The sequence below is a fragment of the Thermostichus sp. MS-CIW-23 genome (assembly GCF_054059455.1).
This window is the reverse complement of the sequence record NZ_JBSSCC010000004.1, coordinates 47,212-67,671: the sequence shown is the minus strand read 5'-3', so window position 1 is coordinate 67,671 and position 20,460 is coordinate 47,212. Positions and strand designations below refer to the sequence as shown.

Below are 20,460 nucleotides of genomic sequence, written 5' to 3'. Positions count from 1 at the left end.
ATTGCAACGAAAACGCAAACTCTTGCGAGCAGTTTAAAGATCAAGCCCGACGAACGAAGCCAATTAACGCCAACAAAACCAAAGCCCCAACGGTAGCCATCAACAAACTTCCCAAAAGACCTGTAGCCGACAGGCCAAGCAAATCGAAGAGGAACCCGCCAAAAAATGCCCCGCAAACACCAACGATTATGTTGCCTATCAATCCAAATCCGTAACCGCGTCGAATATTCCCTGCCAGCCAACCCGCCAGGGCTCCGATCAAGAGAAACCAAAGGATACTGTCCATAGAACCTACTTCTCCATAGTATGCTGTTTCTACAGCATACCTATTGTTGTGAGAAAATAAATTCCCTGAGAACTAACCTTCTGTACACTTGGCACACTTGACGCCCACTTGACAAATTGGTAGCCTCTGCCGAGAACAGATCGTTATTTGTCTTTTAATATACAGACTCTATAGATTTAATAGACTGACTCTATAGAAAAGAAGATGGGAATTTCATGAATGCTAGAAAGGGATCCCCCGCTCGCTGCGACTTCACAGCCCCCAGGCCCTAAACAAAAAAAGACTGGCAGTGTGAGGTCTACCAGTCTGAGTCAGTTCCCTGTGAGTGAGCTGATGCCGTCGTTGCCAACGTCTTCAACCCGATTCCCAGTTTGTGTTGCTTTTTGCCATTTCGAAGTGATTCAGATCACTTGAAACTTGAGGAGCCCGCAGCTTTGGCGAGCACTCCTGTCCTGATTTCTTCTACAGGGATCCCCCATCCCCACCCCTATGAACCCTGAGGCGACAAAGAGAGCATCTCAAAACCAATCAAAACAAAGGCAACTGCTCCTCTTCCACTGGGGCAAGGCTTGAAGATCCCAGCTCCTCCCAGTTGGGGGCCCAGTCCTGCAAGGGATCCGCATATTCCTCCAACAACTGACGGGCGGCGGCCAGCAAATCGTTGTGCAAGGGGGCCAGATCGCTGCGGTTGGCCAAATACTGCTCCAGAGCCGTCAGGGGCTCAAGTCGGCTGGGATCCCATCCCGGCAGACGGATGCGGCTGGGGCTGACCACTTCTGGGGCGATGGTGTAGCTAAAAGCAGGGGCAAGAGCGTTGTGCAGAGCCCGCTCATCAATGCACTCTAGCTGGTCGGGCCGTATGCGGTAGATCAACCGCAGGATGGAGCCGGCCACGGGGGCCTTGGCGATGGCGGCCAGCAGCTTGGACTGCGCCTGCTGGGGTGGATCTGCGCTCAGATCCAGGCGAATGGTGTGAAAGGTACGGGTTGGCAGGGGCAAAAATTCATAGCTGGCCCCCGTAGGGGTGACTTCCACCAGCACACAGCCTTTTTCCTCTTTTTCTTCGCCAAAATCCACCCGCTCAATGCTGCCGGGATAGAGCATCAAGGGATCCCGACACAGCACCTGGTGACGGTGTACATGCCCCAAGGCAACATATTGATAGGCAGGCCGAGCCAGCAGCGAAAGGGGCACCGTAAATCCTCTGCCCACCGAAAGATGGCGTTCTGCTCCGTAGCGGGCTGTCTCCACCATGACGTGAGCCAACAAAATCGCCGGGATCCCTGGCTGCAGGGTGCGGATCTCCCCTTCTAGGGCTAGGCGGAGGCGCTGCAGGAGCTGATGCGCGAGGATTTCCCCTTCAAGCGCCAAGCTTTCCTGTTGGGCGAGTAGAGCAGAGCGACTCAGCCAAGGTAAAGTGGTCACCTGCACCGGGCCACCGCGAGTTTCGATCCGATGAGTTTCCAGTCTGTCCCCCACAATAAAGCCTGAGACCCCCAAAGCGCGGTAGATAGCCAGGCTGTTGCCTCCCTGTCCCTGCCCGTACTGATCGTGGTTGCCCACCAACAGGACGGTTGGGATCCCTGCATCGGCCAGGCGGCGAAACTGTTGGGCAAAAAGCTCTTGATGGAGAGGGGGGGGTGTCGCATCGGGGAAAGCATCGCCCCCAAACAACACCAGATCCACCGCTTGGTTGAGAGCATGGTCAATGCACAAGCGCAAAGAAGCTACAAAATCTTCCAAACGGGTATTCAGGCCGGTAGCTGGGTTAATGTGGCCGTAGGCAAGACCACTGCCCAGATGAATGTCGGAAAGATGTAGCAACCTTACCATCTTGGGCGCTCTTGGAGACTTTGCAGCTCTCCCATCTGTTGGGATAAACTTTGCCGTTCGCGTTAGCGGGACGGAGTCCTTTGGTTGTCCAGAATGGCAAACCCAGGGTTGAACAATCTTTGCTTAGGCTTGGCGGCGGGGCCTGGCTCGATCCAAACGCAGAGGCCGGCCCATGAATTCCTGCCCGTTCGCGCTCTCGATGGCTTCGTCCTCCTCAGCTTCGGTTGCCAGATCCACAAACGCGAAGCCTCGTGTCTGACCTGTCTCTCGGTCTATCGGGATTGTAACCGACTTAACGTTCCACCTCTGCTGGAAGAAAGCTTTCAGTTCTTCTGTTGAGGCTTTATAGTTTAGGTTCCCCACAAAAATGGTCATGGCAATTCAAGCAAAGTAAGTCACCAATCAGCAAGGGTGGCAACAAAGCTCCAGAGTACTTCACTTCTATCATGGAGCCTTGCTAAGTCGCACAACGTGAAAGGATGTAAAGGGATCCCTGCCGGAAAATCTTCCCCCTTCCCCATCCAAAATGCACCTTTGTCCAACTTGACGGGCCTGTACTTTTTCTGCCACTGGGTTGAGGTTCTCTGCCCTCGCCTCGGCCAAGCTCCCTTCCGGCACGTCGAGATCCGGCATCTTGTCACGTTGTTGCGATTTGTTAAGATATGTATTATCCTGTTTGCGCCACCTGGCCAGATCTGAGCTGTTGGAACTCTTTGCAGACCTCTCTACCTGAGCACCCTGAGGTGATAATGATGGATGAAACGCTAGAGCTCTCTTTGGAGCAGCAATTTCGCCAGCGGGCTTTCGAGACCTTGGTTTCTCGCATGAGCCCCGAGCAGGCCAAAGACATTTTGGTCAAACTGCACAAGCAAATGCTGTTGCAGGAGGCCACTTACCGCCAACTGCTGCGTCATTCCCTCAGCGCCTGATGCACGCCCTTTCGCTTCCCACCTGGTGGATTCACATTGCCAGCGTCTTGGAGTGGATCGCTGCTATTGTGCTCGTGTGGCAATTTGGGGAGCGGGTGGGCCAGCCCGAATGGCGAAGTTTGAGCTGGGCGATGCTGCCCGCTTTGTCGGGGGCAATGTGCGCAATCACCTGGCACTGGTTTGACAACGACCCCAAGTTGGACTGGGTGGTCACTGCACAGGCCAGCTTGACCTTGCTGGGCAACTGTACCCTGGCTTGGGCTGCCTACCGCATTTGGCGAGCTGAGAGAGCCGACGAGCCTGCACAGGAGGGGGATCCCGACTAGGCGATGAACAGTTTATTTGCCCTTTCTTTGTTCCCCTACCTGGTCTTTTTATTCTTCCTGTCGCGGCTGCGCCGGATCCCACGTTTGGCTTTGGTTGGATTTTGGCTGTTGTTGCTTTTTGTGGCCGTCAGCATCCCGGCAGGGCTGTACGCTCAGATGCACTACGGCACTTCCCTGGCCAATGTGGATCCCTTGCATGGAGGGGCAGAGGCTTTTCTCACCCTCTCCAATATTTTGGTGGCCTTGGGCTTTAAGCAGGGAATTGACCAACAGGCCCAACGACTTCCAGAGGCTGGCGACGGCAACCCTGAGCCATGATCATCCCAAACAAGCCTCTACCCCCTCTCCAAAGGGAGAGGAGAGCTAGGCAACAATGGTTTCAGCACAACCAGGACTGAATGTAGAATGGGGATCCAGACCCGATACCTGCTGTTTATTCTGAAGAGATCTGCCGGATGGTGGCTACCCTTTCTGTTGCTGTTCCCAAAGTGAAGCTGAAGCATCCGCCCCTGCGCATTTATCGCATGGGGGACAAGGTGCTGCGGCAGCCGGCCAAGCGCATCAGCCAGGTCAACGACGAGATCCGCCAGCTTGCCCGGGACATGCTGCAGACCATGTACAGCTTCGATGGGATTGGTCTGGCGGCTCCGCAGGTTGGCATTCCCAAGCGCATGATTGTGGTGGATCTTTATCCCGATAAGCCGGAGGTGCCACCGCTGGTGCTGATCAACCCGGAGATCCGGGAGTACATTGGCGAGGCCGTTGCCGGGCAGGAGGGTTGTCTAAGCATTCCGGGGGTGTTTTGCGAGGTCGTGCGCCCAGAAGGGATTGTGGTTTCGTTTAAGGATGAAACGGGGCGGCCCCGCACCCTTCGAGCGGACGATTTGCTGGCGCGGGTGATCCAGCACGAAATCGACCACCTCAACGGCGTGTTGTTTGTGGATCACGTGGAAAACGAGCTGGTGCTGGATCAAGAGCTGCGCAAACACGGCTTCCAGATGCAGGATGTGCAACGCAAAGGCAAGCCCTCTGCTGTTCCCCGTTGAAGCCTTTCCAGACCGGTCCGGACGACTGTCGGTTTGGTTTAGTGTTGCAAGCGCTGGGCCAAGAGCTGCTCCTCAAGGGCGGCAATGCGGTTGTAGGCAGCGGTTAACTGGGCACTCAGGCGCTGTATTTGGGCTTCGGGGGCCAGCTCATGCCCCATGCTGCGGTTGCTCACCACGGTGGGTTCATCATCCAGCAGGAAGTTGTGGCTGCCATCTTCCACCAAGTCTGAGATTAGAACGCTGTAACGGGAGGGGGCGGGGGTGTTTTTTTTGGCTTCCTGGGTAGCCAGGAGAACAGCCACCACCTGCTCGGGCATCCGCTCGATGGCAGCTTTTAGCTCCTGTATTTGCGACTCCAGACGCTCAAGGTAGTGCTGCACTGCTTCGCTCATAGCTGCCCCAGTTTTCGACTACCTTCATTGAAAAAGGCAAATTTCGGATCCCCTCTTCTTCCCCCAGATCATTTAACGATTGCTTCCGGGAGGTGTTCCCCGAAACTCCTGGGTTCTCTCACAAGCCACAATTGAGGTGTGCATTTTCCGGAGATTTTGGTTTTCCGGTCATCCATTTCCGAAGCAAAAATCTGTGCAGATGCAGGATGCTGTTCAGGGATCCCGACCGCGGGGCTATACCTTGCCGGTTTTCGCCGTTGCTTCGGCCAGAGCTGCTCTTCACCACCTTCTGGGGATCCCTTTGGAGAAGGAAGGGGGGCGCTTGGCGATTGCGGTGCAGGCTGAGCCCCAGTCCCTTGAGGCTTGGATCCACATCCCGGTGGAGCAGGTAGCTGCCTTGGAGAAGACAACAGCTCTGGCCATTACCCGCTCGGATCCCGGCCCCCACCTGGATCTCACCCGCGACACACCGGTCTGGGCTTGGGTGAGGTTGGAGGAGAGGGATCCCGAGGATCCCCCCTTGATCTTGGAAGCCGGGGAAGGGCTGGGGCGACGCACCGATGGCAGCCCGGCCATTTATGCCTATGCCCGCCGTTTGTTTGAGATCAATCTTTTGCCGGGGATCCCCCCCGATTGCCGGTTGCGGGTTCGCATTATCTTGCCTGAAGGAAAGCTGCTGGCCGAGCGCACATCCAATGCCGCTTTTGGGGTGCTGGAAGGGCTGGCCCTGTTGGGAACGCGGGCGGAGGTGGAGCCTTCCTCAAGTGTTGAGAGCTTAGAGCAAGCCCGCCAAGAGCTGCAACAAAAGTTGGAGCGGCACAAGCATTTGATCTTTTGCGTGGGCAGCCATGGGCAGCAGGTGGCGCTGGGGCAAGGGATCCCGGAAAACCAGATCCTGCGAGTAGCCAATTGGATAGGGCCGTTGCTGGTGGAAGCGGCGCTGCGGGGGGCGGAGTCCATTCATTTGATCGGCTACCACGGCAAGCTGATCAAGCTGGCAGGGGGGATCTTCACCACTTCCAGCCACGTGGCCGATGCCCGCTTGGAAATTCTGGCGGCAGCCCTGATCCGGCGTGGGGGAACTGCAGAACAGGCACGGCAAGTGCTGGAGTTGCGGACAGTAGAGGCAGCGGTGCACCATCTGGATGGCCTTGGCTGGGCAGCACCCGTGATGCAGGAGTTGGCTCGCCAAATCCTGGAGCGAGCCACAGGCTATGTGCAAAAGTATGCCGGTCGATCCCTGCTGTTGGCGGTGACGTTGTTCGACCGACAGGGGCAAATCTGCGCCCAGGTGGGGATCCCATAATGAGGTCATTTCGATTGAGACGAGGACATTGCAATCCCCCCGGATCCTCAACCATTTTTCTCCCGAAGTGTCTTAAGCGCTCCGTGCCGCCAAAGGCAACCACCCCCGGCTCCTCTCCCTTTAGTCCGTGCTCCAAAAGTCAATCCCTCTGCTCGAAACCCGCTGAGCAACGGTGGATCCCGGCCAAGACCACATAGGAGAGCGTTACGGCTGAGGAAGCAGATCCACTTTCCCAGCCACTGCCAATCAGACTCAGGTTGGCACTAGGATCCCACACCTAGTTCCCGGAGATGTTGACACTATCCACCCGCCAGCGAGTGGCCGAGCCGGAAGCTGTACCAGAAGAGCGATAGCGGAAGGCAATGTAAACACGGTTGGAAGGCTGGATCCCAGCCAGAGAAATCGGGCCGGAGTCGACGAAGCTGCCCGTAGAGAGAGTGGGAATCGTCAGAGCAGTCCAAGTGGCTGCATTCACTGCCGCTGGAGTGCCTGCACCGCTGTAGTTGGTGGAGTAAAGAGCGCTTAGTTGTTGCGAAGGAGGAAGGCCGTTATCGCTAAAAGAACTCTGATTGCGGAAGGTCAGAACTGGGTTGCTGACGGAAGCCAGGTTCAGAGGAGGAGTGATCAGCCAGTCATTACCCGGTTGCTGACCGTTGAAAGCGTTGGCCTCGGCAAGGGAGTTGACACAACGCCAGGAACGACTGGTGTCGCCGTCCACATCCACAATCTGCCAGCCGGCTGGAGCAGGGTTGCAGTTATCAAAGCCTTCAGTCAAAGGCAGGTTAACGGAAGGAGGAGTTGGTGTCGGTGTGGGCGTCGGCGTCGGTGTGGGCGTCGGTGTCGGTGTGGGCGTCGGCGTCGGTGTGGGCGTCGGTGTCGGTGTGGGCGTCGGCGTCGGTGTTGGGGCCGGAGTCAGGTTCAAGCCAACGAGCACCGGATCGTGGTCGGAAGAGCGGAAGGGATCGCTGGCGTAGAAGAGGCTCTGCTGAGAGGGACTCTTGAAGCTCAGGGTGTAGTCCAAGCTCACGGGCTCATCAGCGTTGATGTGCCACTTAGCTGAGCCTGTAACTTGGGGTCTCAGACTGCTGTTGGCCAGGGCATGATCCAGAGATCCCCACTGTCCTTGGAAGCTAAAGGAGTAGCTGTTGGAGCCATTGAGGTTGATGAACCCGCCCGCCTCCAGAGTTTTGATCGGACCCTCCATAGCGTAGGAGTTGAGATCCCCCATAATCAACACATCCGGATCGGTGGAGCCAGTTGGATTGGTGGCGAGCCAGCTCAAGAGTTGCTGAGCGGCCCGGGTGCGGTTGCCGTTGCAATTGCCTTGGAAGGGATCGTTGTCAATAGGATCGCAGGGAGAAACCTTGGACTTGAAGTGGTTGACCACAACAGTGAAGGTGGCGTTGTTGCTCCGCTGCCGGAAGGTTACAGCCAGAGGAGGACGATGGAAGCGTCCGGGGCCTTGGGTGAATTCCCCTGTGTCCAGGAAGGCCGGGTTAGTGCCGGGGGCAATTTCAACCGTAGCTGGCTTGTAGATAAAGCCGTTGGTGATGGCATCGCCGCCCAGGTTGGGCACTCCAACATTCACAAAGGCGTAGGTTCCTGCCCCCATGACCTGGTTGAGCCCGTTCACCAAATCCTGAATGGAACTATTCGAACCGTATCCATCGTTTTCTAACTCGTTGAGGCCTACGATATCGGCATCCATGCGGCGAATAGCCTCGATGAGCTTATCCCGCTGGCGGGTGAACTCGGTGGCGTTGCTGGCTCCCTGACAGGAGGAGTTATTGGGGAAGCAGGCGTTGCCGAAGGTGTTGAAGTAGTTGAACAGGTTAAAGCTAGCTACCCTCAGGGAGCCCCCTACTGAGGGTGGGTTTTGCGGGCGAGGGTTGGTGGCTGTAAACCTGGGCAAGTTGTTGGGATCATTGGGGTGGATACGGTAGTCGATGGTCGCATCCACATCGCCACTGACATTCCGGCCTCGCAACTGGGTCATGATCCCGGTGATGTTGCTGACGCGATCGCCGCCGCGCACAGTGTTAGCCGCGCTCAGGCCACCCGGAGTGGGGTAGATAACCGGATCTGGGTTTTGGGTGAGCAGCCGGTCATCAATGCGAATCCGCTTTCGGTCGTTTTCCGCTTGAATGGCAGCTGCCTGGCTGGGAGCCGCAATTTGCGTAGGAGTGAACAACCGCTCTGTGGCCACACTCAGCTCCCCGTGGCGTCCCAGCAAGAAGGAGTCGGTTACAAACAGGGGCTGATTTCCAAATGTGACCAGCATTCCTTCCAGAGCTTCCCTTTGCTCCGCAGTCAGCGGTAGAGAGATCTGCACTGGGGCCGGCAACGGATTGTCAGAGCTACAGACAGTAAAGCTGGTGACGTTGGAGAGCTGGGTTTGCTGGCGGAACTCAGCAACCGTTCCGGTCACCTGAACCCTATCCCCAAGCCTGACGTTATTAGCTGTGCCACTGAAAACGAAGATGCCATCTGATGTGGCGGGATTCCCGTCACCATCATCTTGTAGGTAGTAGCCCTGGAGATAGGTTTGGCCAGCCACCCCCTCATTTTCAAAGTCTCCTACTACGATTCCAGAAACCGTGACTGTTTGGTTCACCAGGGGGGAAGTGAAGCCAGTGCCCTGGACAGTGCCAACTGGGATCAGGTTGGCGTTGGGATCACAGCCTCCCGGCGTGGGCGTCGGTGTTGGCGTGGCTGTGGGTGTTGAAGTCGGGGTCGGTGTGGGCACAGGTGTAAGTATTGGCAAAAGAGTTCTTCTGGAGCCGAACCCTTGCAGAGAAACCAAAAGCACCAAACCAAAAACTAGCACCGCAATTGATTGGGCAACACGACGCGAAGTAACCCTAGACCACATCTGCTTCACTCCTCCCGAAACTTCAAAGGATCCCGTATTTTTACCGTCTGTATGGACTATATGGATACCATCTTCAGGAAGGAATCTGAGTAAAGGGGCAGCTAAGGTACGCTTAAGAAGACAAGAAGTTACCCCCGCCTGAGTCAAAACTCAGGGGAGAACATGGGCAGGCTTTTTCCCCTAATCCCCCAATTCGGGATCCGGTCGTACCCGCACCCCCATCTGGCGCAGCAGGCGTAAAGAGTTTTCTGGCCCATCGATCATCTGCTGCTCGTTGATCCAGTAGGTGGCAATGCCCAGGTCTTCTAGAAATCGCACATAGGGATCTGGCGGTGGCCCATCGAAAACGGCGGCCTTCTGAACGGAAAAGCCCTGCTCGATCCAAGGGCCGAGGGCAAAGCGCTCATAGTAGAGCAACTGTCCCACCACTTCCTGCAAAGCCTCTGCCGCATCCTTGTGGTGCAGGAGCTTTACTTCGGCCAAAAGCAGATGCCCGTCCGCCACGGCCAAAAAGTCAAAGGTATGCTGATCCTCCCGGACTTCCAATCCTGCCAGGCGGAACCAGCGGCGAAACTGGTGCAAGATCTCGTTGTGGCGCTCGCTGCGCTCCAACTGACGTCGACGGCGGCGTTCTGCCATCAGCGGGTCTGTCCCGGCGCTGTGAGGGATCCCACTGCTGCGGAACTGGGGCGGCTCATCGGGATCCAAAACCACCTTGCCCCCAGCAGGTTGATGCAGGAGGGGCGGCATCTGGGGCAAGAGTTCTGTGGATCCCCACTCCACCTCTGGCTGCTGAGCCCAGGTAAGCAGGTGTCGATTCAAGGGGTGCTCAGGGTGGGTGTCGAACAACAGGCGCAGTTGAGACTGGCTGAACTGAAAATCCAGACGAAATTGCTCGATGGAGAGGCTGCTCCGCCCCTTTTGCAAAGTTTCTTGGCCAAAGTAAAGCATCACCAAGAGCGGGTAAATCGGCAGCGGACGATGGGAGGGAATGAGCATCGCCCACATGTCATCCGTCCAGTGGGGGAGCAGGATCTCGGCCTGTTTGCCTTTGCCCACCACCTGCAACATTTTGGGGTGTCCCGGCTGCCAGCCACAGGGGTGATCGTCAAAGCCGCAAGTCTGTCGCCCTTGATCCACGCTCAAGGGGTAGCGCCCATCATAAAGGCGGAAAGGACAAAGATCCCGGTCTTCGGCCAAAAAGCGCTCGTCCTGCCACAGGTGGGCCGCCAAGGCATGACAGCCGATCCCTTCCTGGCTGTTGCAGGCTTTGAGCCAGCGCCGTTCCGCCAGTTTCCCGCCCACTTTGCTCGGGGCCAGGGGCCGGATCAAGCCGTTTTCCCCTTGGTTGAACAGAGGCCACACCAAAGGCTCGCCGGTTTCGGGTAGGGTCGGCAAAAGAGGGTGGGTTTTGCTGTAAAACGGGTCGCAAATGCGCTGGGCCACTTGCTGCAAGGGCAGTCCGCGAGGGGATCCCACCCAAGGCAGCAGGGATCCCGATCCGGCCTGAGCGCGGTGATACTGGATGGCCAGGGCCACCTCTAGCCCTATCGGACGGAGTTCCGGCGTGAGCTGCCGGTAGCGCTGCAGCAGCCGGGAAGCCTGCACAAACAGGTCGTAGCGCCGAACGGGAACTGCGTCAGCCATAGTGTTGCAGGAAAAGCTCCCCACTGCCTTGGGCAAGAGCTGGTACAGGCAAGCACCATGGCCTCAAGAAATGAGACCTTGGCAACCGCCTCTACAGACCCAGACCTTGCCGAGGATATCGGGCCGACACCCCCTCCTCTTGGCACCAGGTCAGTTGTCAGTGTAGTAGAGAAACCCAGGCGCGAGAAGATGCTGCCACCCGCTTGCAGGCTGTGGGAAAAATGCGCAGCAGGCCCTAACGCCACGGCCACCCAGGAAAGGGAAAGGGGCGCTCTGTCTCTGCATCACGGTCGTACTCCGTAGGTCGGCCTGTGTCCCGCTGAAGCACCAAGCTGCCCACATAGTCGGCCTCTCGATAGACGCGGGCAATTTGATGGTGGATTTGGGCCATGTCTTCAGCAGAGACCACGCCATTGTCGGTGGCTTTGTAGAACTGGACCGTGACCCGAATGGGAAAGCGGGGATCCCGCTCGATGTCCAGGTTGTTGACCTCGGTGAAGGGGCCTTCCACCGGCCCATGTCCAATGACAGCGGCTTCTACATTGCTGAGGCCGGCCAGGTCGGCTGCGGGTCCGAAAAACTTGACAGAGATATCCTCAACTTCCCTTCGCGGCGGCTGCCGCTGATGAAGAGGCACTTGGATCAGCATCACCAGATTCAGGGCTTCTTCTGCTACTTCCGCCGAATGGGGATCTCTGGGGGTTGGGTCGGCGGCTTGCTCGGCCCGAAAATCGCTGAGGCGCTGCCCGGTGAGGCTGGCCCGTTCACCGTTTTGATTGAAGAAAAGGCGCTGGCCCCAAATAGCCCCGCCCACCCTATCTTCGGTGCGGTTCTCGATCACCGTAATGCTGGTGCCCTCGCGGGTGGCCAAAATGGCCAGTACGGCTGGGTTACCGGGATAGGATTGGTAGTTGAACAGCACCGGGTTGAATTGAGCGGATCCCCCGGCAGGGATGGGCAAAAAGGCAGCTTGGGCGCTCACCAACACATGGCTATCCCGTGGGGCCAGCAGGGAGTTCCGGTTGCCGGCCCAGGAGCCGGGATCATGTAAGTAGCGGCGCAGATTCCCCAGCAGCTCTCGCAGCGACACGGGTTGCAGGGGTTTTCCTTTTTCATTGCCCACCAGCACCTGCAGGCTGTCGAGGGGCAGGTCGGCAGACAGATCGGCAAAGTTGGGGTAGCGGATCACCGGCATCAGGCTCAGCTCGTAGCGGCCCGTTCTGGGGTTGAGCTGGTGTACCTGGATGGTCATGTCGCTGATGTTGGGGCCAAGGGCGGATCCCTTGTGGCGTCCGGTATCTTCCCAGGTGATGTTGACGATATCCAGCCCATACTGCTTTGCCAAGGCTCGCGCTTGCGGATCCCAGGTCATGGAGATCGTCCGGTCGATGACCTGCCTGTAGGCCAAGTATTCCGCCCACTCTGAAGGAGTGGGGGAAGAAAGGGACTGGTGGAGCGGAAAATCCATAGGGGTTGCCTGCGAGGTGGACACCATCAGTGTAGGGACGAGGGCTGCTCCGGCCAGGGAAATGCCCACCCAGCTCAGTGAACTCAGCAGCCAGGGGATGGGGGCGCGCATAGCAATATTCCTGAGGATTGGAAATTGGGGGACTATACCCTGACAATAGCTCCCAAAAGGGGAGAGGACGTGGCGGTTTCACTTTTGGCAACCCCATGCTTTTGCCGGGATCCCAGGCCGCCTGGGCTACGATAAAAAGCTGTAGCACCCTTTCGAAATATTCCAGATCATGGCCAGTATTCGCCGGGATCCCGAGGTCAACGCTTCTGTAACTTCAACTTCTCCAGAGCCTCAGGCGCAGGTTCAGCCCTTGCCGCTGCATGTTATGTTCCGCCTGGGCCTGTTTCAGATGGGCTTGGGAATGATGTCGCTGCTCACTCTGGGAGTGCTGAACCGCGTCATGATCGATACAGAGCTGCTGGCCATCCCGGCCACAGTGGTGGGGGGATCCCTGGCCATGCACCAGTTGGTCTCCCCGGCTCGGGTTTGGTTTGGGCAGCTCTCGGATGCCAAGCCCCTGTTTGGCCTGCATCGCACCGGCTATGTGCGTCTGGGATCAGTGCTATTTGCCGTTTGTATCTTCCTGGGGGTGCAGGTGGTGTGGGGTTTGGGGGAGAGCTTTGCGGCCACGGGTTGGTCTGGAGGCACCTATGGCTGGGTAGGCTTGGCCTGTTTGATGTTTGCCCTCTATGGTCTCTGCCTCAGCGCCTGCTCCACGCCTTTTGCGGCTTTGCTGGTGGATGTGTCAGACGAGGACAACCGCTCTAAGTTGGTGGGGATCGTCTGGTCTATGTTGATGGTGGGGATTGCCGGCGGGGCCATTGGCTCGGCGGTGCTGCTGCGGGGCTTGCAGCCAGACAACCTGCAGAGCACCGTCAACCGCCTCTTCGTCATCATTCCAGCCGTGGTGATCCTGCTGGGGGTGATCGCCACCTGGGGAGTGGAAAAGCGCTATTCCCGCTACGGATCCCGTTCCACCTTGGCCGGACGAGAAGACCAAATCACCCTGGGTACGGCCATCAAGGTGCTGACCGCCAGCCGCCAAACCCTGATCTTTTTCGGCTTCTTGGTGTTGATGACCATGGGCCTGTTTATCCAACAGCCGATCCTAGAACCCTACGGCGGCGAGGTGTTTGGCATGACGGTGGCCCAGAGCACCCAGCTCAATGCCTTTTGGAGCCTGGGTATTTTGGCAGGGATTGTGCTGACCGGATTTTTCATTGTGCCCAAGCTGGGCAAGCAGACAACGGCTCGTCTGGGCTGTCTGCTGGTGGCCATCTCTTTTGGGCTGACCATTGCCTCAGGGTTTACAGGCAATCCACGGCTGCTGCAGCTGTGTATGATCCTGTTTGGCTTGGCTTCTGGGATCACCACCAATGGCGCCATTAGCCTCATGTTGGACTTGACGGCAGCGGAGACGGCAGGCACCTTTATCGGGGCTTGGGGTCTGGCCCAGGCCATGTCCCAGGCGGTTTCCACCTTGCTCGGCGGGGCTTTGCTCGATCTGGGGCGCATTCTCTTCCCCACTTCTTCAGTGCTTGCCTATGCCACCGTCTTTGGGGTGGAGGCAGCGGTGATGTTGCTGGCCGTGTATTTGTTGGGGCGGGTGAGCGTGGCTGAGTTTCGCGAAAAGACCAACCGTGCGCTGACCCAGGTGTTGGCTCTGGAGCTGGAGGGCTAGCAACGCGGGGCCGACTCGTAGTGGGGGCAGCCCTGACAGGGCCCGCTGGGGTTGACGGCACAACGCAGCAAGGGCGAGTGAGCATTAAACCGACAGGAGGGATCCCCCAGGCAATTCCCTGCTTCCTGCGGTGGGTTTACCGAACGCACCAAGGCGCGGATCCCACACAGGTGGTATTTGCCTTGCCGGAGCCGGTAGGAATGACGCTTTTCCAGAACCAGGTAGTGCTGCTCTGCCAGTTGGACGTAGGTGCCCGGATGGGGACTGCTCTCCCAAGGGCATTCTTCCACCACCTCTCCCGAATCCGCGTCGATCCACTGAATGGGCAGGGTCAGGTTGGGGGAAGACATAAGGTGCCAACGGAGCCAGTTTAGGGCAGCAGACTACAGGATGATGGGCTTGGTTTGACCCATGATAAGACCTGGGCAGCTTTTTCCGGCAACACTGACTAATGTTCCTAATGTTCTCTCTTCTGTGACTTGGATCCCGCTGATTTACAGAACTTCTACAAAGTCAAGCCCAGAAAAAGCTGTATCAGAAAAAGCTGTATTTAGAAAGCTGTATTCAGTGTAATGGAGTAATGGATTTTCCGCAGCGGGCGGAGAACGGGACAGGTTGGGCCTGTGGCGGCGAAAAGACGGATGCTTGGACTAGCTGTTGGAATGGGCTTGGCGGGCCAGTTGGGTGAGAAAGGCCAGAGGATGACGGTTTTGGAGCTGCTGCCTAATCCGCTCTTGCAGGATTTCCTCTTGCCAGGGATCCCCAGAGGACAGCCACTCTAGGTAACTGAGCCCCGCCACCCGTGTCAGATAGGCCCCCGTCACTGCCTGCAGGGGGATCCCCATCACCATCAAGGGGCTGGCCTTGAGCAGAGAGCCCAAAGCCTGAGTAGCCAGCTCCAGCCCCCCCAGTTGCACCACCATTTGCGCCAAACTCTGGGCAATTTGCTGGGCCCGGCGCAAGGTAATGCGTCGGTCAAACACCTGGTGCAGTTCCCCAATCATGCGCGCCTGAATGGCTACTCCTGCCAGCACATCCAAAGCAGGAAGAGGGTTTGCCGCCAGGGCAGCAGCGGTGGCCCACTGCATCCGTTCCACGATCTGACGACCCTGTTGGCGACGTTCTTCTTGGAGGGCCTGCTGGACGGCTTCGCTGAGAGTTCGGGTTTGCAACAAGGCATTGGCCAAGCGCAGGTGGGATCCCTTCTGCTGCAGCAGGTGAGCCATTTGTTGGATGAGGGCCTCTGTCTCGGGGGGCTGCGGCTCCCAAGTTTCCCACACAGAGCCATCTTCGGAGTAGTAGCGAACCTTCAGGGGTTCTGGATCGGCGGCGATGGCCACTACCTGTTCGGCGGGGATCACATCGGCGGTGCGCCGGCGCAAATGGGTCAAGATGGTCTCCACATCCTCCGGCAGCATCTGATCGGTTTTGTTGAGGGCCAGGATGGTGGATTTGCCCAGCCGGGCCAACTCCAGCATTTCGGCATATTCCGAAGCCAGCAGGTCTCCGGCCACCACCAAGATCAGCAGATCCGCCTTCTGGGCCAGGGCGCGGGCTTCCGCTTCACCTGCTCCCCCAATCGTCAGCAGCCCAGGTGTGTCGGTAAGGGAAATGGGGCCGTTCCAGCCCTCCAATTGGTAGGTGTGGATGGATCCCTGCTGGGTGGTGCCCAGCGTGGGGGCTGTTTCGCCCACTGGTCGGCCCATCAAGGCATTGATCAACGAGGTCTTGCCGGCGGAACTGGTGCCGAACACCACCAGATGCAATTCCTCCTGGTTAAGCCGCTGATTGATCTCTTGCAGCTTGGCACGCAGGGCACGGCGACTGATGTCATTCTGCAGCTTCTGGATCAGGCGATCGGCATCTTCCAGATCGGCTTGCACCTGATTCCGAGTTAACTTAACCCGCCGCAGCGGTTGTGTCCGCTGGTTTGGAGTACTTTGCCGTCGGCCAGCCTGCTGCCACCAATGGCGCGCTGCCAGACCTGCTGCTGCTGTCCCTCCCAGGATCCCGGCCACTGCCAGATCCGCCAGCGGCAACGAATGGGGGGCGATAAAGCTATAGATCCCGCTAACCCATTGCAGATATTGGCTCAGGGCCGCCAAACCCAGCCCTGCCCACAACCACACCCAAGTGGAGCGCGACAGCACCATCCCAACCCACAGCCTGCCCAGATCTCCAGATCAAAAAGCCAAAATCGACCGGTCATCCCAGAGGACAGCCCCCGCTGTCAACTGAATCTGCAACCGCTTCTCCAGCATAGGGCTTGCTGTAGCTGAGCATACAATTTTGTCAAGAGTTTTGCTGGGGATCAGCCACCCGCAAGTAAAAGAGGAAGGGGAAGCAGGAAGTCAAAAGCGCCCTCAGCTCAACCGGCCAAATGAGCCAGGGATCCCCTCTCCCAAAATCGCCGGCGGCTCCAGCGGTGCCGGCAAAAACTCGCCCCCGCGATAATCCAACAGCTGCACCAGCAGCAAGTAGCCCACCCCCAGAGCAATGGCCAGGATCCCTGTAACGATTGCTACCCACTTAGGCCGCTCCACGCTGAATCTCCCCAATAAAGTGCTGGATCTCGATGCCTCTATGATGCCCGAAGTGGTGGCCCAATTCCTAACGCGGCGGGATCAAGACGGCGTCGATGACGTGGATGATGCCGTTGGCAGCTCGAATATCGGCGGTCAAAAGCCTTTCTCTCACGGGTGGCCCTAGAGTAGAGCAGAGAGCACCTTGGCGCAGAAACAGCTGCCGTAAAGTTCGGTATCCTGGGGCTGTGATTGCTGGAGAGGAGAAAGGCCGTCAAGTACCCCCATTCTTAGCTGGGGGCTTGTGGGAGTAGGGCCTAGCCAGCCTGAAACCCCAAGGGCAAGGAAAGACTAGCCTGCCCAAGCAACCCAGTCATGGGGGGCGTTTGAAGGAGACTGAGCCGACTGGGCGTGGCAGCCCAAAGTACGTAGCGAATGCTTCCCTAGTTTGCTACCTCTACGTCGGCCAGGGGCGAAGGGATGTACATACTCCGCAAGGAGACTTACCGCATGTTCGTGCCCGTCGTAGACCACAACCAAAACCCCCTCATGCCGACCACTCCCAGCCGGGCGAGGCGGTGGGTTAAATCCGGCAAGGCTACTCCCTTTTGGAAGAGAGGGGTGTTTTGTGTTCGTCTCAACGGGGAACCTTCTGACCGGCAAACCCAACCCATAGCCGTCGGTATTGACCCAGGAAGCAAGAAAGAAGGGTGGTCGGTCAAATCAGCCGCACACACCTACCTCAACATCCAAGCGGACGCGGTTAATTGGGTGAAGGAGCATGTTGAGCAGCGTCGAAACATGCGTCGGTTGAGGCGGTATCGCCAAACGCCCTGTCGGCAACCGAGAGCGAACCGGGCTAGAGGCGGATTGCCCCCTTCCACCAAGGCTCGGTGGCAGTGGAAGCTCTGTCTTGCCAGGTGGCTGAGCAAGTTGTTTCCCATATCCGTATTTGTGGTGGAGGACATTAAGGCGAAGACCTCAGGCCAGCGTCGCTGGGACGTGTCTTTCTCCCCCCTAGAGGTGGGTAAGCAGTGGTTTTATCAACAACTAGCGGGCTTGGGGCAAGTGTTGATCCGCTCAGGGTGGGAAACCCAGCAGATGCGGGACGCCCTTGGGCTGAAGAAAACCAACAAAAAGACAGCCGAGGTCTTTGAGGCTCACTGCGTGGATGCGTGGGTGTTGGCTAACTCCGTAACCGGTGGGCACCTGCAACCTGACAACCGGCAGATGCTCATAGTAGTTCCTCTACGGTTTCATCGTCGTCAACTGCATCGTTTGCAACCGGCCAAAGGTGGGAAAAGACTGCCCTACGGGGGGACTATCAGTCTGGGTTTGAAGCGCGGCAGTTTGGTGCGTCATCCCAGATGGGGGCTCACTTTTGTGGGTGGCAGTTCTGGGGGGAGGTTAAGTTTGCATTGCTTACGGAGCGGGAAGAGGTTGACGCAGAGCGCCAAAAGAGAGGATGTGCGGTACTTATGCTTTTGTTCCTGGAGGTTTTATGGAGAGTAAAGCCGCCCTCAAGAGCGGGGTTTCAGACCTAGGTTGTGTTGATCTTTAGCCAGAAGAGAGCACCTGCGAAGTAGAGAAAGCTCAAGAAGTTCCTGGCCAACTTGTCAAAACGAGAAAACAAATGCCGATACTGCTTTAGCTTCTGAAAAAAGCACTCTACTAGGTGCCTCTCTCTGTAAACATGCCGGTCGTAATCTCGCACCACCCTCCTCTTCTTCCTAGAAGGAATCACCACCCGACTCTCCCTTATCACTTTCGTGCGTTCTTTTTGCCAGCTGTATCCACCTCGACTCCTGCCCAAGGCTTGCTCCCCTCTGGCTGCACAGGGGTGAGCACGAACGATAGTTGAGTCCAGGATAAGATGCTCTCAATCGGGTTCTGTGATGAAGAACTGAAACATTCTTTCCCAGACTCCCAAGCGACTCCAGTGATGGAATCTTGGGTAAACGGTGTACCACTTTCCACATCTTTCCGGGAGGTAGCGCCAGGGGGAGCCAGAACGAGCCATCCACAGCACGCCCTCGATAAACCGCTTGCATCCTGCCTCTTTGCCAATGTGGGGTTCTGTTCGCAGAAAAGCCAGAATCTTTTGCTATTTATTGTCATCTATGACAAGGCAACTCATCAGACCTTGCCCAAAAACTATCCTCACCTCATACTAAAAGTAAACACAGCCTAGTTTTTTCGATGAACGGGATCCAGTCGTGGTTGCGGCAACTCCGCCGCTGGCTGCCCTGGGTTGCTCTGCTTCTCATTCTGGTCTTGATCGGCTACTGGGTGGGTCCTCGGGCCAGACCCTACCCCCAAGAGCCGGAGCTGCCCACCCTGGCCCCTCTGCCGCAGCACCCCCGCATCCGGGTGGTGTTCAACCAAAGCCGCGAGAGCACCTATCGGGATCCCTACCGCCAGATCCGCCGCTATGGCTACAACCTGGAAGAGTTCATCATTTCCCAGATTCGCTCCGCTCGGCAGTCGGTGGATATTGCCGTGCAGGAGCTGAACCTACCCCTGATTGCCCAGGCTCTGGTGGAGCGGCGGCAGGCGGGGATCCCTGTGCGTTTTATTACTGAAAACACCTACGTGCGAGCCTGGCACCAGCTCACCCCTGCCGAAGTGCGGGCGCTGGACGAGCGCAGCCGTCGCAAGTTCGAGGAGTACCGCAACCTGGTGGATGTGAACCGGGATGGACGGTTTTCTCCCGAGGAGATTGCCAGCCGAGATGTGTACGCCTTGCTGGATGGGGGGCGGGTGCCCTGGCTGGATGATACCGCCGATGGCTCCAAGGGCAGCGGCCTGATGCACCACAAATTTGTGGTGATCGACGGGCAGAAAGTCTTGACCGGATCGGCCAATTTCACGCTCTCTGATATTCACGGGGACTTTGATGCCCCCGACAGCGTCGGCAATGCCAATCACCTGCTGCTGCTGGATAGCCCCGAGCTGGCCCGCCTCTACACCGAGGAATTCGATCTCATGTGGGGCGATGGCCCCGGTGGCTTGACCGATAGCCGCTTCGGCGTGCAGAAGCTCAAGCGTCCCCTGGAAACGGTGTACCTTGGCGATGCCATTGTGGGGGTTCACTTTTCTCCTGCCAGCCGCTCCCTGCCCTATGAAGCCACCTCCAACGGCATCATCGCCGCCGCCCTGGCCCAAGCCCGGCGACAGGTGGATCTGGCTCTGTTCGTCTTTACGGATCCGGGCATTGCCAACCAGCTCAGGCAACTGCGCCAGGAGCGTAACGTGGAGATCCGCGGGGTGTTCGATCCCGGCTTTGCCTTCCGCGACTACAGCCGCACCCTGGAGATGTGGGGGCTCCTGCTCCCCGACGAAAAGTGCCAGGTGGAGGCGGCGCGCCTGCCCTGGACGCTGCCGGCCCAGTCTGTAGGCATACCCAACCTCGCCCCCGGCGATAAGCTGCACCATAAGTTTGCCATCATCGATCCCAGCGCTCCTCAGGCCACGGTGATCACCGGATCCAACAACTGGTCGATGGCCGCCAATCACGTCAACGATGAAAACCTCCTGATCATCCGCAATGGCCGAGTGGTGGATCACTTTGTGCGGGAGTTCGACCGGCTGATGGCCGAGGCCCGTTTTGGCCCCAGCCGCCGCTTGCAACAGCAGGCAGAAGAGGCGTCCCGTCGCTGCCCCAACCCCGTCCCCGTTGCCGCTTCCTTGCCTGAACCGGAGCCGGAGCTGCTGGAAGTCGAGGTCGTTCTTCCTCCTGAGGCGGGATCCCCTTCCCCGTCGGTTGCTTTTCCGGTGGCGTCTCCTGGGGGATCCCCTCGCGTTAACCTGAATACGGCCACGGCGGCGGAGCTGGAACAGTTGCCCGGCATTGGCCCCGCCCTGGCGCAGCGCATTATCGAGGCCCGCCCCTTCTCCTCTTTGGAGGATCTGCAACGGGTCAATGGCATTGGCCCAGCCCGGATTGAGCAACTGCGGGATCGGGTAACCTGGTAGGAGTTAGCCCCCTCTTGGTCAGGTTGAGGGCGCGGAGTGCTTTCGGAAGTTCATCCCAGAGCAGCTCCTAAAGGGCCTCTCCCCTCGAATAAACCCCAAATTAAACCCCAAATATAGTCATTTCAG

The 20,460-nt window shown here is 57.9% G+C and carries 20 protein-coding genes and 1 pseudogene; 8 read left to right on the top strand and 13 right to left on the bottom strand.

Annotated features, from left to right (window positions below; genetic code table 11):
* Positions 1-40: 40 nt before the first annotated feature.
* From ACVW0B_RS02665 to ACVW0B_RS02650, 4 genes are all read right to left on the bottom strand, one after another.
* Positions 41-286, bottom strand: a complete 246-nt coding sequence (locus ACVW0B_RS02665) for a GlsB/YeaQ/YmgE family stress response membrane protein (protein ID WP_414522358.1) — start codon at positions 284-286, stop codon at positions 41-43.
* Positions 287-814: 528 nt separating this feature from the next.
* The gene (locus ACVW0B_RS02660; protein WP_457490884.1) at positions 815-2,119 is read right to left on the bottom strand and encodes a metallophosphoesterase family protein; all 1,305 of its coding nucleotides are present in this window, start codon (positions 2,117-2,119) and stop codon (positions 815-817) included.
* 123 nt (positions 2,120-2,242) lie between these two features.
* Entirely contained in the window at positions 2,243-2,494 is a 252-nt protein-coding gene (locus tag ACVW0B_RS02655) for an RNA recognition motif domain-containing protein (protein ID WP_011434316.1), read from the bottom strand.
* Positions 2,495-2,563: 69 nt separating this feature from the next.
* Positions 2,564-2,752, bottom strand: a complete 189-nt coding sequence (locus ACVW0B_RS02650) for a hypothetical protein (RefSeq protein ID WP_414350215.1) — start codon at positions 2,750-2,752, stop codon at positions 2,564-2,566.
* 119 nt (positions 2,753-2,871) lie between these two features.
* On the opposite strand from ACVW0B_RS02650, the gene ACVW0B_RS02645 reads away from it, so the two are divergent.
* The 4 genes from ACVW0B_RS02645 (at position 2,872) to def (ending at position 4,420) form a co-directional block, all read left to right on the top strand.
* Complete coding sequence (locus tag ACVW0B_RS02645; protein WP_041437678.1) at positions 2,872-3,048, top strand: NblA/ycf18 family protein; 177 nt, start codon at positions 2,872-2,874, stop codon at positions 3,046-3,048.
* Positions 3,048-3,374 (top strand): DUF2499 domain-containing protein, encoded by a 327-nt coding sequence (locus ACVW0B_RS02640; RefSeq protein WP_457405130.1) that lies wholly within the window; start codon positions 3,048-3,050, stop codon positions 3,372-3,374. Before ACVW0B_RS02645 ends, ACVW0B_RS02640 begins: the two co-directional genes overlap by 1 nt.
* A gap of 3 nt (positions 3,375-3,377) precedes the next feature.
* Complete coding sequence (locus ACVW0B_RS02635) at positions 3,378-3,692, top strand: DUF3593 domain-containing protein (protein ID WP_011434312.1); 315 nt, start codon at positions 3,378-3,380, stop codon at positions 3,690-3,692.
* 137 nt (positions 3,693-3,829) lie between these two features.
* Complete coding sequence (gene def / locus ACVW0B_RS02630) at positions 3,830-4,420, top strand: peptide deformylase (RefSeq protein WP_414388951.1); 591 nt, start codon at positions 3,830-3,832, stop codon at positions 4,418-4,420.
* A gap of 38 nt (positions 4,421-4,458) precedes the next feature.
* Here def and ACVW0B_RS02625 read toward each other — a convergent pair whose 3' ends face one another.
* On the bottom strand, positions 4,459-4,812 hold the full coding sequence (locus ACVW0B_RS02625) for a hypothetical protein (protein ID WP_414350209.1): 354 nt from the start codon (positions 4,810-4,812) through the stop codon (positions 4,459-4,461).
* 199 nt (positions 4,813-5,011) lie between these two features.
* Here ACVW0B_RS02625 and cbiD point away from each other — a divergent pair, with 199 nt between their 5' ends.
* Entirely contained in the window at positions 5,012-6,118 is a 1,107-nt protein-coding gene (cbiD, locus tag ACVW0B_RS02620; protein WP_457490883.1) for a cobalt-precorrin-5B (C(1))-methyltransferase CbiD, read from the top strand.
* 277 nt (positions 6,119-6,395) lie between these two features.
* On the opposite strand, the gene ACVW0B_RS02615 is transcribed toward cbiD, so the two are convergent.
* The 3 genes from ACVW0B_RS02615 to ACVW0B_RS02605 form a co-directional block, all read right to left on the bottom strand.
* A complete protein-coding gene (locus tag ACVW0B_RS02615) occupies positions 6,396-8,990 on the bottom strand; it encodes an ExeM/NucH family extracellular endonuclease (protein ID WP_457490882.1) in 2,595 nt (864 codons plus the stop codon).
* Between the two features lie 180 nt (positions 8,991-9,170).
* Entirely contained in the window at positions 9,171-10,637 is a 1,467-nt protein-coding gene (locus tag ACVW0B_RS02610; protein WP_011434306.1) for a hypothetical protein, read from the bottom strand.
* A 235-nt stretch (positions 10,638-10,872) separates the two neighbouring features.
* On the bottom strand, positions 10,873-12,216 hold the full coding sequence (locus tag ACVW0B_RS02605) for a hypothetical protein (RefSeq protein ID WP_457490881.1): 1,344 nt from the start codon (positions 12,214-12,216) through the stop codon (positions 10,873-10,875).
* Between the two features lie 169 nt (positions 12,217-12,385).
* Between ACVW0B_RS02605 and ACVW0B_RS02600 the strand changes: the two genes are divergently transcribed.
* Positions 12,386-13,837, top strand: a complete 1,452-nt coding sequence (locus tag ACVW0B_RS02600; RefSeq protein WP_457490880.1) for a BCD family MFS transporter — start codon at positions 12,386-12,388, stop codon at positions 13,835-13,837.
* On the opposite strand, the gene ACVW0B_RS02595 is transcribed toward ACVW0B_RS02600, so the two are convergent.
* The 4 genes from ACVW0B_RS02595 to ACVW0B_RS02580 all read right to left on the bottom strand — a co-directional run bounded on the left by ACVW0B_RS02595 (position 13,834) and on the right by ACVW0B_RS02580 (position 16,534).
* Positions 13,834-14,187: a DUF6464 family protein gene (locus tag ACVW0B_RS02595; protein ID WP_457490879.1), complete on the bottom strand. Its 354-nt coding sequence runs from the start codon at positions 14,185-14,187 to the stop codon at positions 13,834-13,836. The two genes, ACVW0B_RS02600 and ACVW0B_RS02595, sit on opposite strands and share 4 nt — an antisense overlap.
* A 300-nt stretch (positions 14,188-14,487) precedes the next feature.
* Positions 14,488-15,990 carry a DUF697 domain-containing protein gene (locus tag ACVW0B_RS02590; RefSeq protein WP_457490878.1) on the bottom strand — a complete coding sequence of 501 codons (1,503 nt, stop codon included), beginning with the start codon at positions 15,988-15,990 and terminating at the stop codon, positions 14,488-14,490.
* A 210-nt stretch (positions 15,991-16,200) separates the two neighbouring features.
* Positions 16,201-16,380 carry a hypothetical protein gene (locus ACVW0B_RS02585; RefSeq protein WP_457490877.1) on the bottom strand — a complete coding sequence of 60 codons (180 nt, stop codon included), beginning with the start codon at positions 16,378-16,380 and terminating at the stop codon, positions 16,201-16,203.
* A gap of 67 nt (positions 16,381-16,447) precedes the next feature.
* Positions 16,448-16,534 (bottom strand): fasciclin domain-containing protein, encoded by an 87-nt coding sequence (locus tag ACVW0B_RS02580; protein ID WP_414400693.1) that lies wholly within the window; start codon positions 16,532-16,534, stop codon positions 16,448-16,450.
* A 305-nt stretch (positions 16,535-16,839) separates the two neighbouring features.
* Between ACVW0B_RS02580 and ACVW0B_RS02575 the strand changes: the two genes are divergently transcribed.
* Positions 16,840-17,871, top strand: a complete 1,032-nt coding sequence (locus ACVW0B_RS02575) for an RRXRR domain-containing protein (RefSeq protein ID WP_414341962.1) — start codon at positions 16,840-16,842, stop codon at positions 17,869-17,871.
* A 28-nt stretch (positions 17,872-17,899) separates the two neighbouring features.
* Here ACVW0B_RS02575 and ACVW0B_RS02570 read toward each other — a convergent pair.
* Positions 17,900-18,457, bottom strand: a pseudogene (locus tag ACVW0B_RS02570) (transposase).
* A gap of 101 nt (positions 18,458-18,558) precedes the next feature.
* Between ACVW0B_RS02570 and ACVW0B_RS02565 the strand changes: the two are divergent.
* Entirely contained in the window at positions 18,559-20,334 is a 1,776-nt protein-coding gene (locus ACVW0B_RS02565) for a phospholipase D-like domain-containing protein (protein WP_457490876.1), read from the top strand.
* Positions 20,335-20,460 lie beyond the last annotated feature (126 nt).

Bases quoted from the DNA above. Each gene is read 5' to 3' on its own strand.
- ACVW0B_RS02590 (WP_457490878.1), bottom strand. From the start codon at position 15,990: ATGGTGCTGTCGCGCTCCACTTGGGTGTGGTTGTGGGCAGGGCTGGGT.
- ACVW0B_RS02665 (WP_414522358.1), bottom strand. From the start codon at position 286: ATGGACAGTATCCTTTGGTTTCTCTTGATCGGAGCCCTGGCGGGTTGG.
- ACVW0B_RS02645 (WP_041437678.1), top strand. From the start codon at position 2,872: ATGGATGAAACGCTAGAGCTCTCTTTGGAGCAGCAATTTCGCCAGCGG.
- ACVW0B_RS02610 (WP_011434306.1), bottom strand. From the start codon at position 10,637: ATGGCTGACGCAGTTCCCGTTCGGCGCTACGACCTGTTTGTGCAGGCT.
- ACVW0B_RS02605 (WP_457490881.1), bottom strand. From the start codon at position 12,216: ATGCGCGCCCCCATCCCCTGGCTGCTGAGTTCACTGAGCTGGGTGGGC.
- ACVW0B_RS02615 (WP_457490882.1), bottom strand. From the start codon at position 8,990: ATGTGGTCTAGGGTTACTTCGCGTCGTGTTGCCCAATCAATTGCGGTG.
- ACVW0B_RS02635 (WP_011434312.1), top strand. From the start codon at position 3,378: ATGAACAGTTTATTTGCCCTTTCTTTGTTCCCCTACCTGGTCTTTTTA.
- cbiD (WP_457490883.1), top strand. From the start codon at position 5,012: ATGCAGGATGCTGTTCAGGGATCCCGACCGCGGGGCTATACCTTGCCG.
- ACVW0B_RS02650 (WP_414350215.1), bottom strand. From the start codon at position 2,752: ATGCCGGATCTCGACGTGCCGGAAGGGAGCTTGGCCGAGGCGAGGGCA.
- ACVW0B_RS02600 (WP_457490880.1), top strand. From the start codon at position 12,386: ATGGCCAGTATTCGCCGGGATCCCGAGGTCAACGCTTCTGTAACTTCA.
- ACVW0B_RS02660 (WP_457490884.1), bottom strand. From the start codon at position 2,119: ATGGTAAGGTTGCTACATCTTTCCGACATTCATCTGGGCAGTGGTCTT.
- ACVW0B_RS02640 (WP_457405130.1), top strand. From the start codon at position 3,048: ATGCACGCCCTTTCGCTTCCCACCTGGTGGATTCACATTGCCAGCGTC.
- ACVW0B_RS02655 (WP_011434316.1), bottom strand. From the start codon at position 2,494: ATGACCATTTTTGTGGGGAACCTAAACTATAAAGCCTCAACAGAAGAA.
- ACVW0B_RS02565 (WP_457490876.1), top strand. From the start codon at position 18,559: ATGAACGGGATCCAGTCGTGGTTGCGGCAACTCCGCCGCTGGCTGCCC.
- ACVW0B_RS02625 (WP_414350209.1), bottom strand. From the start codon at position 4,812: ATGAGCGAAGCAGTGCAGCACTACCTTGAGCGTCTGGAGTCGCAAATA.
- def (WP_414388951.1), top strand. From the start codon at position 3,830: ATGGTGGCTACCCTTTCTGTTGCTGTTCCCAAAGTGAAGCTGAAGCAT.
- ACVW0B_RS02575 (WP_414341962.1), top strand. From the start codon at position 16,840: ATGTACATACTCCGCAAGGAGACTTACCGCATGTTCGTGCCCGTCGTA.
- ACVW0B_RS02595 (WP_457490879.1), bottom strand. From the start codon at position 14,187: ATGTCTTCCCCCAACCTGACCCTGCCCATTCAGTGGATCGACGCGGAT.